Genomic DNA, 18,147 nt, shown 5'->3' with positions numbered 1-18,147 from the left:
CAGGATGTGCAGCTTCCTTTTCTTCCCGTTCAATCTTGACAGATGGTTCACGAATAATAGTTTCTGTTGTTAGCGTTAGATTTCCTTTAGGAGTGAAAACTAAATGTTGGTCTTGTAAAAGATCTTTTAACATCTCATCATTTTTACCGGCATAACTTCTAATCCATACCTCACTTAAAAACATTTTATCGCTGTTTTCTTTTTTAAAAACCATGCCCACAGTCCAAAACAGTTTTTCATAGAGAAATTTAATATGGACAGTTTTTTCAGTATTAACAATATAGGCAAATGGCTCATTGTCTTTATATACTGTTGTAGGATACCAAAGGTTATGCTCATGTGCATATTTTGCCCAATCTTTGGTTGTTTTGCCATATTCTTTCCAAATTGCTTTAGAGACATCATCCTCAACCCTTGTTTTGATGTTATTTAAGCTTTTTTCTTCATCCATTATTAAATAACGGACATCATTATAAAATCTATGATCGAACGTGATATTATGCATTTAAATTTTCATCAAACCCTCCAACTCTCCAAATTCTGGAGCAGGCTCCCAGTTGCTTTCTACATTTAATAGTCGCTTACTTTTCTAAACACACTCTTCGGCACTACCCTTCTCCCGCTCAATAACTTCTACCTCTCCATTTGTTTTAAAGGTATAAGTCCATGCCTTTATATCATCATCATCGCCACTTTACCTTCTTCAAATTCCCAAAACTTTCAATTTCTTCTAATGCCATGTCTATAGCATCCTTCAATCAATCAGCCTTAAACTTTTTGATTTCTTTTTCGCCAAAAATTATAAAGGGAGAAGAATTTATACCTGCCTGTATATTTTCTATTGCATTCTTCTCTGCCTTTTCTATTTTTATTTGTAATGTAGTTTCTAAAGCTTCGAATTGCATAGTTTTAGCCTAATCTTTTTCTGTAGGAAATTCGTCAAGATTTAAAGGTTCATCATCAATATCATTTTGTATAGTTGTTAAAAAATGATCCTTTCTCGGATTTGTTATGTATATTAATACCGAATCAAAGGGCGATAACTCAAGGTCATCAGGAATTGTATACCCCACAATCACAGGCTTGCCGTAATGAAGAGAATTATTTTTTAGATCTAAACTACATTGCCAACTACCACCGTATTTTTTTCTAACAACCTCACCGAAATATGCAGCTGCATCATTAACATCGTCACTATCTTTATTAATCTTATTTTTGATCAAATAATCTTCCAAATCACTTAAACTTCTAATGGAATAGTCTAAATCGTATCCCTGTTTATCTGCTCTCTCTATAAAATCTTCTAAGTAATCATCTATATGAAAAATAAAATTTTCGAATTTTTCTTCTAATTCTTGTTTGGTTAAATCTCTAAGACTCATATTTTTTTTTAAAATTTATGGTATTTTTGGCCCAATATAATAATCAATTCCAGCCTTTTCCAGTGCTTTTATAAATGGTTTGGAAGCGCCTTTTTCTAAAATGTATTCAACTTTATATCCTCTTTTGACTAACCACGCATCTTTCTGAATATCAATTTTCGCTTGTTTTGATAATGCAACTTTTCCTGTTTTTACTTGACCTGCGTATCTTTCAGCTGGCCTACTGATATCAATTTGTCGGTTTGTGAATTTAGTTTTAATTGTTTCACTTTTTCCTCCAAGTTGCTCTCTATAAGCCGCTTCTCGTGATAGACCATGACTCGCATTCTGCATGTTTGTATCATATTGCTTACTCCAACGTTCATAACTCCATTTTTTAGGGTTATTCGCCATCTTTGTTTCATATTCTGCCCATCGAGCCTGTTTATGTTCTGGTGTTCCTGCCTGTAATTTCTCTTTTGGCTTCGGTTTCGTTCCCGTACCTTTTTCATAAGCTTTCCCATCTTTGCCTTTTGCAGCTCCATTTTCGGCCTTACCATTCTCCACAGGTTTAACCTCTTCTTCTTTTGGTTTTGCCTGTTCTTCTTTAGGCGCTACAGGTTCTTCTTTATTACCCCCGGCAGGTTCTTCTTTTGGTGATGTACCAGGTTTCGCACCAGGCACCCGTAAATTTAAGAAATAAAGCAATAACATAGCGTCCATGGGTTCGGCACTTCCGCTGGCTATTCTTTTTATACTTCCATATTCGGGGAAAGCCGCATTACCAAAAGCGGCATCGCGTTCTTCTACATTGTTGATATCAATCTGCCCAAGCGCTTGCTGGTTGGAAACGGCATTTGCACCAAAGTACAAACGGGCAGCCATCCCCCATCCAGTTATCGAACCCAAAATATTTGTGCCCACACTAGCTAAAGTGGGTAAAGCCAATGCGGCAGAGCCCGATAATACCGCCCCGCCTAAACCGATTAATGCACCTCCAAGCGCACCTAAAATTACCGTTTCCCCAAAATTGCCAATTCCTACACGCAAGGCATCCCACCAGTTTTTTACATTGGGGGCATGTACAATTTTTGAGCCAAATACTGGGCATTCCATCGTACTTCCGGTAGTGAGTGTTTTTTGCCCACCAATCATCAAATTACTTTTATCGCCCAGCCAGGTCCGTGCAATTGCAGCTTTCTGTCCACAAACCAAACCGCCAACAATACTTCCAAAAGCCGCACCAGCTGCGCCTGCAGCTGCACCAACTGCAACCAGAACACCTAGCGCTGCACCACCAGTAGCAACAATTAATACTGCAACTACAGCTGCAATCAGCGCCATAATAAGCATAATCCATTTGCACACAAAATCGCCCATTGAGGCAGTTGCTGTATCGCTTTTAATTAGGTATTTTTTACTGTCTTTCTGTTCAGCAATCCGTTGTATACTCTGTATCTGGGCTGGCATAATACCGCCCGTGCACATCCAGTAATCCTCTTCTGTGGCAATTTTATTTCCCATGACAAATTAATCTAATAGGCTAAACCTTCCTTTTTCATGCGTTTCTTCAGGTGCTCTTTCTGTATCTTTTATAGGATTTGGCTCCTGTTCAACTTCCTGGTTATCGGCCATAATCTCATAAATCATTTTTGCCTTTAAAAACTCAGGGTGCACAACCTCTTCTTTCGTTACAAGACCATTTAAAACCCTTCCGCTTCTATAATCGATCTGGTAGCTCGCTTCATCTCTAACCTCGGGTTTGTGTCCAGCAATTTCGGTTATCGGAAAACTGCCGTAAGCATTTTTGATCCAGGTTTTGTCAAAATTTTCAGTAGCATGGCCAACAATACTGATGTCTGCTTTTCCTCCTATTGGCGGTAATGGTTTTTCGGCATTTACCGCATAACTCCAACTGATGCTTCCCTGCGCGAAAAGGCTTTTTTTTCTGATATTTCTGCCACCGGGCAAGTTTAAGCCTAACCAGGCTTTAAAGAAAACCTCAAAAAACTCGTTACCTTTAACAGCAGCTATAATGTTATCAGGATTATTAAAAAGCTCATCATTTAAAGCGATTATGCCTTTCATATTATCGTGCTTGGTTTGAATGGCTTCCATTTCGGACTTTACCTGAGACCATTTACGTTGTATTTGTGATATGTTTTTAATTTCAATAAGTTCGCCATCTTTACCAATCAGCATATTTAACTCACTATACATTCTTTTGAAGGCATTATTAAATGCATTTAAATCCCGTATGTTAGGGTTATTGGTTTCTTTCAAAACGTTATCCAAACTCAGCAATTCAATCTGGTACCCTTCATCAGTTATTTTTAAAACACGAACGTCCCACCTAAATTCGGTAATGGTTTTAACGACGAGACTGCTCATTACTATCTCCGAAGTTTGTGTTACCAGATACCTTTCATTAAAGCATTTGCTGATTTGTATTTTTTGATTTATATTTTCAGCTGAATTCCAAAACATATTTTTCAAGTTTAGTTGATGAAGACATCCCCGCCATCAATTGTAGTTACACCACCGGTAACATGATTAGTTCCAATTAATTTATTATTGTTGGACGTGATTATGGTATCTTTTGCATTAATATTTGTAGCATCGCCTTTGATATCAATTTTAGCAGAGTTGCCATCTTTATTAGCGATTTCAATCTCTGAAGCGTGAATCGTGATTTTATCTCCCTCTAGGGTAATAGCTGCTTTTCCGTTTGTCATCAGCACTGTCTGGGTAGACGTTACTGTTACTTTGTTATTTCCATCTACTATGATATGGTTGCCCCCTGTTTTATCTTTAATGGTAATGCCACCTCCATCGTTCAACTGAACCGTATGCCCACTTTTTGAGGTTAAACTTTTGCTATTGTTGCTGGCACTTCCGCCTGAACCACTTCTACCGTGGAATACAGAACCTAGCACAATTGGCCGTGCAATGTTCCCTTCTTCAAAAGTTAAAGCTACCTGGTCGCCGATTTCGGGAATAAATACAAAACCTCTGTTTTTGCTCACTTTATCGCTACTTCCGGCATCTGGAGTTATAACCCGCAGCCACTCCGTAACATCATTGGTTTTACATTCCCATTTTAATTTTACCTTAATGCGACCTTGACCTTGCGGATCTGCATTATCGACCACGTCTGCTAATTGCATATCGGGACTTGGTTTAGTGTAGTTTTTTACTAAAAGCCGTTCTGTTGTGGCTACCACTCCTTCAAAAGTATTATAATATTTGCCCGTACCATCAATTTCGTGATGAATAGTAGTAATCAAGAATTTACCCAGACTCTCTGTAGAAAACGAAAGCTCCTTTCTGATACTCATTGTAATTTCGGCAATACTGCTAATACCCAGCGCAGCGTTATCGCCACTGGCATTTACCTTTAATAGATTGCTGATATGTGCTTTTTCTTCATTCTGCACATGGCTTTTTATATCATTGCTGTTATCAACACGGATAAGCGCAGGTTGGTTAAATGTTTTGCTGTACATCGTGTTTGATACCTGTATGGCATGTGCCAGATCTGGTGGTCCATCACCAACGCCGCTGCTCTCACTCTGTAGCATTTCATCCTGCTTAGGGTTATAGGCAAAACGTTTGTTTTTTATCGGTGCAATTTCCATCGCGTATTGTAGGTTTTGTACATCCCTGCCATAAATTAAGGCAACTTCTTTTTGATCATCTGGTTTGCCAAAATTTAATTGTTTACCATCATAATAAAACCATTCATGGTATTCGCCAGAAAGCCTGTTCAAGAAATCGAAATCACTTTCACGATATTGAATCAGATAATCAATAGGTTCCTTTCTGGCTGCGTTGGCTACTATTTTAATATCATTTGAAGGAACATCTGAAGTAGCAAGATTTACAATACTATTTAAATCTTTATCTAAATAAGATCCAAGGTCTGGCCCACGGTCGATCAAAATGGTTGGACTATAGCCGCTCACAATCAGTATTCCATGATAACCATGGCTTTGCGCCAGCTCTACTTTGGTTACTAAACCAGCAAACTCCTGTAAGCTCCCGGCATCGTAACCAAAAGAAGCAGTGAGGGTTTTCCCTACAAAATCTCGGCTATCGTCTAAGCTGATCATCCCGGGCAAACCCATCTGGTCATGGTTAAAACGCAGCTCAAAATAATGATGGGCATTAAAAGCCTGCTTTAAACTGAAGGAGGCAAAATGGGTAATGGCCTTATCTTCTATATTGATTTCGGTAATTAATTTCTTTTCCATATCAACTTATAATCGTTTGTGCCTACTTGAACATTCCATCACGAAAAGTCAAAACGTCTCTCCTTCCGGTAAGCACAGCACCATTTGTTGTTTCATTTGCTTCTGGATAGCTAATGGTTTTATCTTTAGCATTATAGGTAATGGCCAACTGTGCTAACAGTTTATCTTTATCTTGGTCTTCTTTAAGTTCTGCAATGGCGAATAACTGTGTTTTAACTGCTTTACCTATTTTGAACAACGCTTTATTGATGCTAAATTTTGCATGATCAATCACTAACGTATGGGCTACTGTATAAGGTTCGGTTCCGCTCATTTGTCCGTAACCGGTAAACAGATATGTTTTTTGAGGCGATGTATTTAAAGTATAAATGTGATCAAAAAAGGGCGTAGGACTGCCTTCATCATCTTTATCCTGGTAAAGATTATTAAAAGAAAGGGCTGTTAGTCTATTATTTTCATCCTTATACTGCACAATATTTTGCACGTGCCACATAGAGCCCGAATAGGGAGAGGGCCAATAAAACACCCTAAGTTTACCATCATCTGCAGTTAATACCTGAATCTCGTATTTCTTTAAATTCGCGAAGTTGGTTTCAAACGCCTTTGGTTCTTTTAAGGCTTTAATAAACGCATTTATAAAAATCTGCTCAGCTTCTGTATTGCCATCATTTCTATAACTTTCAGCTGAAGCCACCATCTGGGCAGCCAGTTTTTCCAGCGTATCTATTTTGGCAGGAAGTGAATCTAATTTTTGATGTGTAAGCGTAACCGAGTCATTGACCTTTTCATGCTGCTGCTTACCATGCTTTGCCCCGCAAGAAAATAGCAAGAAAGCTAAAGAAGAAAATAAAATGCCTATTGCTTTCATACTATTGCCTGGGTATGTTGATGATTCCTCTGTTTTCCATTGCTTTTAAAATAACTGCAGTTCCGATCTGCTTATTTACATAATCAAGACTAAAAACATGATCTCTCGGGAAACCACCTTTCGTATACAGGTTAGAACCACCCCACAGGTAGGGCGAATTGATCTTATTATTTTGATAAGCTTTGGCTATACCATTATATTGTTCTAAACGCAGTAATACTTTAGGCAATGACCAAACTGTTTCTTTATCCAGACCACGTAACTTTAGGGCGTCAACTGCACTCTCTTCAAAGGTAAATGGCGGGCCGTGACCAATTTTCGGTCTATTTGCAGGGTGCTGCCTGGTAAAACCAGTTAGTGGGTCGCCATTGTGCAGGTGTTTGGTAAAATCACAATTACTTTCTCTGTAATGCACACAGGCAATAAAATACCAGGGTATACCGCTGTTTTCAGAAAAAAGACCTGTTTCTGAAAATGACCTGCTAAAAAAACCATTTGCAGTTTTTGGATTCTTTTCAAGAAAGCTGTTTTCCGGATCGGTAAAAAAACAGGCGTTGCGATAAGTATATTCTGTTAAATTAAGCAGTTTATTTCTAACCGCCTGATATCTCGATTTATTGCTTAATATCTTATTATCAATGATCCGGTTGATCTCTGCAGATTTTAACGGAGAAATTGTACAATTGTTAAACAGATTTATGTATTCCAAATCGGTAGCCATAGGTAGCTCTTTTGATCACATCCCAAAAACAAAAAATCGTTATCGGTTACTGGCCTGGCCAGTAACCGATAACGATTTTAGCGCTAATTACGCTTTAGGCCAATCGTTTTCGTGTTCGGCGTTGCCTAATTTTAACTTACGCGCCGATACCACAAAACTTAAAGTCATCGGTGTATTGTCATTAACTGCAATACCCTCGTTATATTGGATAATGTAACCATCTTCGAAAGACAGCTCCTTCATTTTTGCATCTTCTTCGCCTTTTTTGAAAATGATGTTGCCTGAAAGCGGTTTGTACTGGTTGTTAACCATCGATTCGATCACTGAAGTATCTTCAGTTGATTCGATTTCGATGTGGATCGTACCACCATAAACACCTGAAGATGGACGGCCTTTTGCGTCAACATCTCTATTTAATGAAAAGCTGCACTGTAGTACATCAAATTCTTTTGATCCTAAATTTAAACGGGTTTTGAATGCCATTGTAGTAAGTTTTAAATGTTTTGAAATGAATGAATCCTTAAGAGTATGGGGTTTGGCGCATGGCGTTAAGCGTTTAAAAACCTTAAACCCTAAACCTCACACCCTAAACCTTTCCTTAGGCCTTCGGCCAGTCGTTAAGGTGCTCTGCATTTCCTAATTTTAGCTTCCTGGCTGAAATCTGGAATTTAAGCGTCATCGGGTGATCGCCTACAATGTTTATCCCTTCGGAATATTTAACAATGTAGCCATCTTCGAAATGAACTTCTTTCATTTTGGCATCTTCTTCTGTTTTCTTGATCAGAAGGGTTCCTGTAATAGGTTTGTACTGGTTGTTTACCATCGCCTCGATAATTGAGGTGTCTTCGGTTGATTCGATCTCAATGTCGATGGTACCGCCATAAACTCCGGAAGAAGGTCTTCCTTTTGCATCTACATCACGGTTTAACGCATAGGCACAGTTAAGTACATCGTACTCCTTGCCCGAAAAATTTAATCTAGCTTTGAAAGCCATAGTTTTAAAATTTAAAGGTTAAAAATTTGATTATTAGTAGCCTCCGCTACTACAAGCCTTTAACCAAAGATCAGGCCAATAAATTATATACCCCTCATAGTTAAGGGGTAACAAAATTCAAAAAGGTTCAGAAAGCTGTATTTCGGAATAGCGATTGGCGTTTTATTAAAAATAAAAATGTGGAAAAATTTTATGGGCACTTATATCAGACAAAATAGATTACCATAAAAAATACATAAAATGTGTAGTAATTCTACATATTGATACATTTATCCACAGTGTACGATGAAGACTAGTGCAAAAAAAATCCCCCAATTAATTTGGAGGATTTTACTGAACGATCAGTTTTAATGCTGTAATACTTTAGCAATTTCCTTTTCGATTGATTTGATCTCTTTAGGTTTAAGTTTTTTAGCCGCATCTGCTTTAGTTACCACTTTTTCTTCCAGGTATTTAACTCCTACCCTTAAAGCTTTCAGACCTGATACACCTTGAAGCTCATCCAATTCAAGCTGTTCCAAATCATCGTTCAAATAACCCTGAACCTGCATGTATTTAATATATTCAATATACTCCTTGGCTTCTTCGGGATTAAAGTAAACCATTGAAATTTTGTGCGGTTGTGTTAAACGCTCGGTTGTACCTTTTATCAACACTTTATCAATACGCTTTTTAACTACTTCATAACGGATGTTATAAGCTCCTTCCACATCAAAGCGGCGTTCATCATTTCTGAAACTAATATCTATGGCATTTGAATGGATAAAAATCAATTGCGTAGTTTCGAGTGTGCACGGCATTTCGGCGATTAAACTTTTAGATAAACGGGCAATATCAACCATTGAGGTGAGCTGCCACAAACGAATATTTTTCAGGTAAAGCAAATCGAATGGCTTGTCGGGAGCGATATCCTGACCGATGTAAATATCGTATTCAACCCCATCTGTTCTGAACTTGGCGAAATAGCAAGGATAAGAAGCCTGCAGCTTTGATTGCGATTTTTCCAGGTATTGGCTGACTTCGGTATTGATGAGTTGCATAGAAACTTCAAGCTGCCTGCGGTTTTCGAATGCGGCTCCGGTTTCAGGCACCACCACTTCGAAATACTGATCGATTACCTCTGCAGTTTTAGGGTGGTTTGCTTTAATGATAGAAAGGAAAGGATAAACTTCCACTTCTAAAAACTCATTCAACTGGCTTTCTTCATTTGAAGAAGCAAAATCGCCTATTCTTTTAATCCAGTCTTTGCAATTGAAAATCAGCTTATCAATAAGTGCTAAAGAAACATTTTTACTGATGAACTTTAAAGTATCGATTAAGGTATTCAATTGCACTTCCAAATCATTTTTTAGTGCTTTGTTACGCTCGGTGGTGGAGTTACGGATATCAATAGCGCCAAAAAGCGGATACAAATGCCTAAATGTAATGGTTTCGATTTCTTTCAACTTATGATAACCATTATTCTGCTGTAGAAAATGCCAAACAGCTTCGTTAAATTTCCATTGAACAGAAGGTTGCAAAGCGGTAAATTTATCCATCAGAATTTCATCCATTTTAGCATTAAATTCTTCAATGCTGTACTGGAAAAGCTGACCAATCAAAGGCATTGCTGGACGCAATCTCGATAACAGCTTATCATCAACTGTTACCTCTTCCTTTGAATATACTTCCAGCACGCCTGCCAATTCTTTATTGTAATAAATAGGAAGTATCGAATAAGAACTAACGCCTGCGGCTTTTAAAACCCTTAAAAAAGGATCTTTTTCTATCTGCTCTTCTTTTATCGCACTTACAAAAATGGAACGTGGGTTTTCTTTGTATTTATCAACCAGGGCATAAAAAACCTCCTCTTCTAAATTAGAAGCTTTTGCTGAATTGATGAGCATGCTCTGAGAAAACTCCTGATTATCGAATACCAGTTTATTGTTAACTGTTAAGAAAGGCATCAAGCCAAATTCTAACTTACTGTTACCACTTAATGTTTTTAACGCATGTATAACATGGCTGTAAGCTTCTGTTTGATAATTATGATCAACCAGTGCTCCACGAATACCTTCAATAGAATGCTGTAGCGTAACATCGGTAATGGAAATGATGCTAAAACCTTCAAAATGAAAATTACTTAAGGGGAGGTTTTCTACTAAGTATTCTAATTCAGTCTCTTCCTGAAAATGTTTGCTCAAAGCTTCAAAATTCAGCTCAGGCAAATCGCCCTTATGCATAATTTCTACAAACTTGGTGTCGGTTTGGATATTATAATACTGCGTCAGCTTCGTTTCCTGATTAATGTGCGCATAAATGATCTCATTTTTCAGTACTGAGGTAAAATTATAAAAACGTCCCAAAATAATGTTGTAGATAAACTTAAGCTGTTTTTTCTCAACAGGCTCATTATCCTTGGTTACCTTATTTTTAGGATCGTGATCCTTAAAAAATTTATAGAATGCATTCGTGCTAAAAAAAATCTGATCTGGAATGGGTGTGCTTAATGCCCAAAACAAATCGTTTTCGTTATCCATTAAAGGTGTTAGAATAGTAAAAATTAACTCTAATGTATCTTTATATTGGGATAAATCTTGAGGACTTATGTTGCTAAGCAGCACATCGTCTTTTTCAATTTTTTGAAGTAAAAACCTGTAAAATTCAGATTTAACCGATTTTTCTGTTTTCAGCCTACTTTTTAAATACTCCACAAGGGGGCGGAAAGACAGAGATGACTCTACCTGGCAATGTATACATTCGTTTTTATGTATTTGTATGACATTGGTGTTCATTGTATAAGTTCTGCTATAGGGTAAAATTTATAATTATCAAATGTGTTACTAATCAACCGCAAAGATAGCTACTACCCCATATGTTGTTAGTCTGCTGAACGTAAATACTTTAAATATAACATTCATAATACTGCCATACAAATTTAGTACCTAAAATTGATTGATACATACGGATACCAACCATCCGTGGAATGTCCCATCACAAATCGTACAACTGTAAGTGATGCCGGCGCAAAATAAACCCCACCACCTACGCCATGGTGCCATATTGTTGATTTTTCGTCACGTTTCCAAACCCTGCCAACATCATAAAAACCGAGTAAGCCAACTTGTCCGGGCAAAACATAACTTACCAAGTCGCCAAGCTTTGCCCTGAGTTCTAAGTTATTGTAGAACATATGTTCGCCAGCAAACCTAAACTGCCTATAGCCTAAAAGATTGCCTTGACCACCTAAAAATAAAGCCTGGTAAAATGCAGGTTTACCTATGGTTACTCCTCCACCGAAACGGTCGGCCAGGATAAAATTCTTTCTACCATCTAAATTTTTATATAGGGCAATGCTGCCTGTAAACTGTGCTATAGAATTAGAATATTTATTCACGCCCTTATAACCCAAAAGTTTAAAATCTACAAAACTGCCCAAGGTTGGTAAAAGGTCGTTATCGCGTGTATTGTTGGTAAAGTTTACAAATGCACCGGCAAACATCTTTTCATTACGTACGGTTAAACTATCTGATGAGTGCAACTGACTGGTATTTTCGATAAACCGGCCCTCGTTATCTTCTTTGTTAAATTTATAGTATTGAAAAGCCGGCCCCACGCTAAAAGTAGATTTTGGACGGCGCCAGCGTAGTGCAGCTTCTGCCTGGTATAGGTTAAAACGGGCCCGATAATACCTGATCTCATCGCCATGTTCATCAAAATGGGTTTCGTTACCAAAGCCAAAGAAATTTTGCGTATTGTTTGGTGCGAAGGCATCGCCTTTTAAAACAAAATCGGCTTTACCTAAAGCTTTTAACCACTCACCTTTGTAATTAAACCTAAAAGCTTTAGTAGAAAAAGAATGCAAAAACGAAACCGTTTGCGAATTGCCATAAGGTTGCTTTCTGAAACCAGGGTTGGTTTGTTTATAGATCAATCCTAATAAAACCCCATCATCCTGATTATAACCAGCGTTTAACAACCAGGAATTTCGGCGGTACATATCTTTAGGGATATAGCTGAAATTTGAAGTATCGTTAGAGATTATCTTCCTGATTTTATCCTGGTCATTACCCAGGTAAGTTGCTTTAGTAGTGCGGCCGTAAAGCCTTACACTACCATTACTGTTTGCAAAATCGTAAACTTTATTACCCTTGCCACCAATAATGCGCAATTTGATGTCCGAATTTTTATTATCCAGGATCAGGCTGTCGTTACCGTTATGCATATATACCCTGATCTCTTTAGTTACTTTTGGATTAAATTTCCGATCGAAAAGCTCGTCCTTGATATTACCTTCTTTGGAAATTTTATTGATTTTTACCCGCAGGCCATTATTAGCAGCGTCAGTGATCTGAATCAGTTCATTTTTATTGGTCACTTCTATATCTACAATGCGGTTGAAGAAATGATAATATTGGTTCATTAATTTAGGCAGTGTAGCGATCCGGTTACGTAGCTGTGCCATAAGGGTGTCGTGATGCAATGAATAACCAGGCTCTGGCAATTTTTTCAGTGCTTTTTCGAAAACGGCATCGTTATAATTTGCGCAAAAATCTTTTACAATTCTATCAAATTCCTCCTCGTCTATGTTGGCGGTCCAGCGGCTGCTGATCTCTCTTCCTTCCCATAAAAACCAATTGATATTTTTTATGCCGCGCTCATATCCCCTGCATCATTGGCAATAACGAAGAAGATTGTGTGTAACGTTGTAAAAGCCCGTCTGATCTGAAAAAAACCTGATCGCGATCGCGTGGTACCGGTGAATAAAGCGAACCATCTTTAGTTTTTGTTTCTTTCCAGCGCCACTGGTCTTCATGCCTGTCCCAATCGCCTAATAATACATCAAATGCTCTTGCCCTAACCCATGCAGGACCATCTAATCTATTGTCGTTATCTTCGGTAAGTTTTTTATCCATTTTAGGAGAATTATCTGATTCTCCCGTAGGTTCTCTTTCTTCGAACAAACACAAGGTATTGGCAAATGCCGGTTCAAATTCGCCCAGGTTATCATCTGGAGAAACCCAACCGATAATTGGGTTGCTATGTGCAATGCCACCAGCTTCAGCAAGTTCTGGTACCACGAGCGCCGAAAAAGGATGTTGCGCTGACATATTATCTTTTAAAATGTCTTTGGCAAAAGTTTCACGCAATGCTGCCGGCAACAATACTTCCGGAAATTTTTCTACGCTTCGCAATACATACTCTTTACCATTTTTATCCTCTAAACGTAAAGATCGCGATTGGTTGCCTCCACCCCGTTTGGTGGCTTTTAAGCCACCCATCATTTGAGAAATCCGCAGTACAGGTACTTTTGTTTTTGCAGCATATTCCTTACGGTAATTTTCGCCAAAGATAATACGGTGAAAACGACCAACGCTATCGTATTCTGGCTTTATGCGCACAAAAATACTGTCAGCAGTAATCGGTTTATCTCTGTTTCTTATCTTTTTCGGTATGGTTTCGAACTTTTTAATGTAACTGTAAACTTTTTTAACGCTGGTATCTGAATAAATATAATATTCGTAACGCATATCGTTGTTTTTCAATTGATCAGCCACCACATAACCTTGCTTCATTTCATGAAACAATGATGTTTTACCTTCTTTATTTGGTGATACTTTTGATCCCGAACCACTGATGATCTGCAGTTGTTTTCCTTTGATTAACTGAAGGCCGTGTTCATGCCCGGCAACATAAGTTACGTTGGGATAATCGCCAAATACACCGGTCACCGATTTAATCATATCCTTATACGCCGGATGGTTTAAATCTTCAGGGCTTAATAAAGTGGAACGTAATAGCGGATAAACAGAACCTAAACCAGGTAAAGGGATGTATAGATTTTTATTTAAAGATGTTAAGGGAAAAAGGTGATTTCTTAAGTTAAAATAACCACCATGCGGACCATAGCTCTGAAAGGGATGGTGTGATGCCAGAAGAATTACTTTATCTTTATTTTCGGCCAATAACTCATCCATTTTAACCAGTATCTCATCTTTGTTGTGGCAATCACAATCGTCATTGGGGTTAGTTTTGTTGTATGGGAACAGCCACCATTCGCTATCGTAGGCAATGATGGTGAGTTTATCTGTTAAATTAATGGCTACAGGATCGGGGCAGCCGTTATCAGGGATCAGTTTAAGCAAAGGATCGTTCTGCTCCTTCAGGTAATCGCCTTGCGCTTTTATTTTAGCAAGTCCTTTTGGTCCTGATTTATCCCAATCGTGGTTGCCGGGAATAAAGTAAACCGCAGCACCCATTTTACGCATCGGTTCGAACTGCGAACGCAAAATCTTTTTAGTCTCCTCTTCTTCTACACTGCCAGGCAAACCCATTCCGGTTGGATAAATATTATCGCCCAAATATAATACGGTAGTTTTTTTGGGAAGGATCTGTTTCGCTGCATTTTTTAAATCCTGCATTTGGGCAGGGTTCATTTCACCTGCATCGCCAAAAAGAATTACACGATATTTTACATCATCCTGTGCAAAGACGATGAAACTGATTAAAAATAAAACGGTAAAAAGGGTAAAGCTTTTAATCATATACTCGGCATTTGTATAAAGGTAGTTATTTTAAAATTTAATTTTTCTTAGGAATTTTACATAGCGCGTCATGCTGATCCGATGGTTATCAGATTTATTTCAGCAGCTATAAAGAAGGAAAGATCCTGAAATAAATTCAGGATGACGATCGCCTTAGAATACCACTACCAAATTTACTTTTTCAATTTGAACATTAAAATATTTCCTGCAGATAGCGTTCCTCCTTCATTAGAGATATACAGGTTATTATCGCGGTCAAATGCAATCCCTTCTGGCTGGTTAAATAAATTTGGATCTAAGGGATACGTTGTTTTAACCTTAAAGTCGACGTCGGTAACAACCAATAGTTTATTTATTGATGAAAGGATGTACCACTCGTTCGTTTTTGGATTTTTAGCCAGTGCGGATGGACGGAATCTGGATTTTGAGCTTCCTGATTCCTTTTGGATTGCTTTATGCGAGAGGCTAAATTCTCCGGCTGCTGTTAACGAAGCATCATCAGCTACTTTAAAACCATAAATACTGGATGCTTTTGCTTTAGAATCGGGTTTGCTATCTTTAGTCAGCACATAAATCATGTTATTTTTTTCGTCTGCTGCCAATCCTTCGTATTCGGCTTTGGGTACAATATCTTTCGTTTTGGTTACGTTAGTAGCTTCTGCCTTGCCTAACTCAGTAATTGGAAAAGTGTGCAGCTCGCCATTGCTTTTTAATACAATGAAATAATTTTTGATGATGGTAACATCTTCATAATCGCCTTTGCCTCCAAATTTGGTAAATTTTGATTCTTTATCGCCCAAGCCTAAATGGAAAAGATCGCCATCTTCATCCTGAATAGCAAATATTTCCTTAGGGTCGCCATTATGGAATACAATACCGGAAATTTCGAAAAGATTTTGTGGCATGTTGTATTTTACCGGATTGGCCAGATCGTAAGGAAAATCTGATTTTGCCGCTCCGCCTGAAGAAACGGTTTCTGTTGAATCCTTTTGTTTATCATTGCGGTTACCGTTAACGCAGGAAACGCTTAAAAAAGCTGAGGCGATTAAAAGACCAGAGGCCAAAAGAGTTTTATTGTATTTCATAAGGTAAATTTAATGGTTACGTACCATGGTCTGTGTCCTCACAGACCATGGGTAAAATCATACTAACTTAATCAAGTGGTATGTGAGGACACAGACCACGGAATTGGGTAAAATTTAATTACCTTTTATTTATCCCATCATTCCCAACCAAAATCGTCATCTCGACCGTAGTGCCTGCGCATACAGGCGGGGAGAAGTCTATTATAATCACCTCTCGCTAGGCAGATTTGTCCATTTCGCTGCGCTTCAGTCGAAATGACGACCTTATGGAGATGGCACAGACCACGGCATATTATCATTTTTTACTTTTCAACAACTGATAAATATCATGTTGAGAGGAAACAAGAACCTCGCCAGTTCTAACCGGAATATTATCCATATTTTCATCTATACAAACTGCCTGTACGTTATCTTGTTTTTGAATTTCGATAATATCCAATATTTCCTGTTTAATCTGTTCATTATAAATGGGAAAGCAAACTTCAATCCTTCGGTAAATGTTACGGTTCATCCAATCGGCAGAGCCTAAATAAACGTCGTATTTCCCCAGGTTATTAAAAATAAAAACACGCCCGTGTTCGAGATAACGGTCTACAATACGGGTAACTTTAATATTTTCGCTCATTCCTACAACTCCCGGAATTAGCCGGCAAATGCTCCTCACAATCATATCGATCTTTACGCCTGCCTGTGAGGCTTCGTAAAGTTTATTGATCAATACTTTCTCTTCGAGGTTGTTCATTTTTATGGTAATGCCTGATGGTTTGCCTCGTTTGGCGTGTTCGATTTCTCTATCAATGAGGTTGAGGAAAACCTCCTGTAAATTAAACTGGGCAACCAGTAAATGATTGAATTTAACCTGATCGGGAGCGGTTGGTTTAACCCGTTTGGCCAGGAAAATAAAAAGCAGTTCTACCTCCCGCAACATCTCCTTATTGGCCGTCATTAAAATATGATCGGTATAAAACGCAGCGGTGCTTTCGTTAAAGTTTCCGGTGGCAAATAAACCAACATAACGCATTCTATTACCTATCTGGCGTTTTACCAAGGCTACTTTTGCATGCACTTTTAGCGCAGTGACACTATAAATAATATCAACGCCCACATCCTTCATTTTTTTAGCCCACTTGATGTTATTGGCCTCATCAAAACGGGCTTTGAGCTCAACCAGAACGGTCACTTTTTTACCGTTTTTTGCCGCACTGATTAAAGCATTCACAATTTTAGAATCGCTGGCTACCCGATAAAGCGTAACATAAATCTCCCTCACTTCGGCATCAATGGCTGCTTCATTAAAAAAGCGCAACACACTATCATAACTTTGGTAAGGTGTGTGTACGATAATGTCGTTTTTGTAAATAGCTCCGGTTAATGATCCGTCAATCAGGTCGGTATTACAAAGTTTTGGCCAATTTGGATTGGATAATTTTGGTGAACTCACCGGAAAGCCCATAAAATCTTTCAGATTATGGTATCGTCCACCTTCTATCCTATTTGCTTTTTTAAGGTTGAACAATTTTTTTAAGCAGTTCGAATACACTGGCTGGTATACCAGGTTGGTGGAGAAAACGTGTAGCCAAACCCAAATCGCGTTTCAACAATTGTTTTTCGAGCTGTTCTGATAAATTGCCAGCATATTCATCCTTCAGGTCCAATTCTGCATCTCTGGTAATTTTGAAACTATAACATCCGGTTACTTCGGCCTGTGGAAAAATACGATCTAAATGAAAACGTACAATATCATCCAGAAATACCACAAAGGTTTCATCTCCTGATTCGACTTTGTAAAAACGTGGTAACTGACTGGAAGGAATGTTTAAAATCAATACTCTTCTGCGTTTTCTTTCGTTTTTTAATGTAATCAGAAAATAAAGTTCATTGTTGGAAGGAAAAAAATCGGAATCGGCATTTAGATACACAGGCTGCAAAAAGGCCATTACCTGACTTAAAAAATACCGGGTAATACTCTTCTGAATTTCTGCCGGGAACGGCTCCCCATATATTAAGTTTACTTTATTTTCTTTGAGCAATGGGATCAGTTCGGATTGAAGCACCCTGCCATATCGCTGTTGCTGATCGGAAATAAGCTGATTGGCAGTATTTAATAAATTGTCATCGATCTTGATATCATTATCTTCTTTGTTACTCAGCTTCTCTAGAGCAAGCAATACGGGCATTCTTACCCGATAAAACTCATCAAGGTTAGAAGAAAATATGGATAAGAATTTTATTCCGTTCCAAAAGCGGAACAGTACTTCGCTCGGCTTCCATTAAAATACGCTCGTTAAATTTTAACCAGCTTAAATCCCGATTTAAAAAAAGAGGTTTCTACTAGCTGCTC

General features: G+C 38.2%; 16 protein-coding genes and 1 pseudogene. All 17 read right to left on the bottom strand.

Going from position 1 to position 18,147, the window contains the following annotated elements; all coding sequences use genetic code 11:
• On the bottom strand, window positions 1-451 hold a 451-nt coding region (locus PGN18_RS22195), incomplete at its 3' end, for a hypothetical protein (RefSeq protein WP_335321765.1).
• 307 nt (window positions 452-758) lie between these two features.
• Window positions 759-905 carry a hypothetical protein gene (locus PGN18_RS22190; RefSeq protein WP_335321764.1) on the bottom strand — a complete coding sequence of 49 codons (147 nt, stop codon included), beginning with the start codon at window positions 903-905 and terminating at the stop codon, window positions 759-761.
• Between the two features lie 9 nt (window positions 906-914).
• Window positions 915-1,382 carry a hypothetical protein gene (locus tag PGN18_RS22185; protein ID WP_335321763.1) on the bottom strand — a complete coding sequence of 156 codons (468 nt, stop codon included), beginning with the start codon at window positions 1,380-1,382 and terminating at the stop codon, window positions 915-917.
• A gap of 15 nt (window positions 1,383-1,397) precedes the next feature.
• On the bottom strand, window positions 1,398-2,885 hold the full coding sequence (locus tag PGN18_RS22180) for a hypothetical protein (protein ID WP_335321762.1): 1,488 nt from the start codon (window positions 2,883-2,885) through the stop codon (window positions 1,398-1,400).
• Window positions 2,886-2,891: 6 nt separating this feature from the next.
• On the bottom strand, window positions 2,892-3,752 hold the full coding sequence (locus PGN18_RS22175) for a hypothetical protein (RefSeq protein WP_335321761.1): 861 nt from the start codon (window positions 3,750-3,752) through the stop codon (window positions 2,892-2,894).
• A 107-nt stretch (window positions 3,753-3,859) separates the two neighbouring features.
• Complete coding sequence (locus PGN18_RS22170) at window positions 3,860-5,614, bottom strand: type VI secretion system Vgr family protein (RefSeq protein WP_335321760.1); 1,755 nt, start codon at window positions 5,612-5,614, stop codon at window positions 3,860-3,862.
• 22 nt (window positions 5,615-5,636) lie between these two features.
• The gene (locus PGN18_RS22165; protein WP_335321759.1) at window positions 5,637-6,482 is read right to left on the bottom strand and encodes a hypothetical protein; all 846 of its coding nucleotides are present in this window, start codon (window positions 6,480-6,482) and stop codon (window positions 5,637-5,639) included.
• Between the two features lies 1 nt (window position 6,483).
• Window positions 6,484-7,203: a hypothetical protein gene (locus PGN18_RS22160; protein WP_335321758.1), complete on the bottom strand. Its 720-nt coding sequence runs from the start codon at window positions 7,201-7,203 to the stop codon at window positions 6,484-6,486.
• Window positions 7,204-7,290: 87 nt separating this feature from the next.
• Window positions 7,291-7,686: a type VI secretion system tube protein TssD gene (gene tssD, locus PGN18_RS22155; RefSeq protein WP_090983662.1), complete on the bottom strand. Its 396-nt coding sequence runs from the start codon at window positions 7,684-7,686 to the stop codon at window positions 7,291-7,293.
• Window positions 7,687-7,801: 115 nt separating this feature from the next.
• Window positions 7,802-8,197 (bottom strand): type VI secretion system tube protein TssD, encoded by a 396-nt coding sequence (gene tssD / locus PGN18_RS22150; protein WP_335321757.1) that lies wholly within the window; start codon window positions 8,195-8,197, stop codon window positions 7,802-7,804.
• A gap of 347 nt (window positions 8,198-8,544) precedes the next feature.
• Window positions 8,545-10,716 (bottom strand): GAF domain-containing protein, encoded by a 2,172-nt coding sequence (locus PGN18_RS22145; protein WP_335321756.1) that lies wholly within the window; start codon window positions 10,714-10,716, stop codon window positions 8,545-8,547.
• 398 nt (window positions 10,717-11,114) lie between these two features.
• Window positions 11,115-12,641: a BamA/TamA family outer membrane protein gene (locus tag PGN18_RS22140; RefSeq protein WP_335321755.1), complete on the bottom strand. Its 1,527-nt coding sequence runs from the start codon at window positions 12,639-12,641 to the stop codon at window positions 11,115-11,117.
• Window positions 12,642-12,834: 193 nt separating this feature from the next.
• Window positions 12,835-14,721 carry a metallophosphoesterase gene (locus PGN18_RS22135; protein ID WP_335321754.1) on the bottom strand — a complete coding sequence of 629 codons (1,887 nt, stop codon included), beginning with the start codon at window positions 14,719-14,721 and terminating at the stop codon, window positions 12,835-12,837.
• Between the two features lie 173 nt (window positions 14,722-14,894).
• Entirely contained in the window at window positions 14,895-15,806 is a 912-nt protein-coding gene (locus tag PGN18_RS22130) for an SdiA-regulated domain-containing protein (protein ID WP_335321753.1), read from the bottom strand.
• 295 nt (window positions 15,807-16,101) lie between these two features.
• A complete protein-coding gene (locus PGN18_RS22125; protein WP_335321752.1) occupies window positions 16,102-17,322 on the bottom strand; it encodes a phospholipase D-like domain-containing protein in 1,221 nt (406 codons plus the stop codon).
• Window positions 17,309-17,983 (bottom strand): hypothetical protein, encoded by a 675-nt coding sequence (locus tag PGN18_RS22120; RefSeq protein ID WP_335321751.1) that lies wholly within the window; start codon window positions 17,981-17,983, stop codon window positions 17,309-17,311. The genes PGN18_RS22125 and PGN18_RS22120 overlap by 14 nt, the downstream gene beginning before the upstream one ends.
• Window positions 17,984-18,008: 25 nt before the next feature.
• Window positions 18,009-18,086: pseudogene (locus PGN18_RS22115) on the bottom strand (hypothetical protein); the annotation flags it as partial.
• Window positions 18,087-18,147 lie beyond the last annotated feature (61 nt).

Origin of the sequence: Pedobacter terrae (genome assembly GCF_036946585.1) — a bacterium.
Taxonomy (GTDB): Bacteria; Bacteroidota; Bacteroidia; order Sphingobacteriales; family Sphingobacteriaceae; genus Pedobacter; species Pedobacter terrae_C.
Note: the sequence above shows the minus strand (reverse complement) of the source record. Positions and strands in the feature narration are given on the sequence as shown.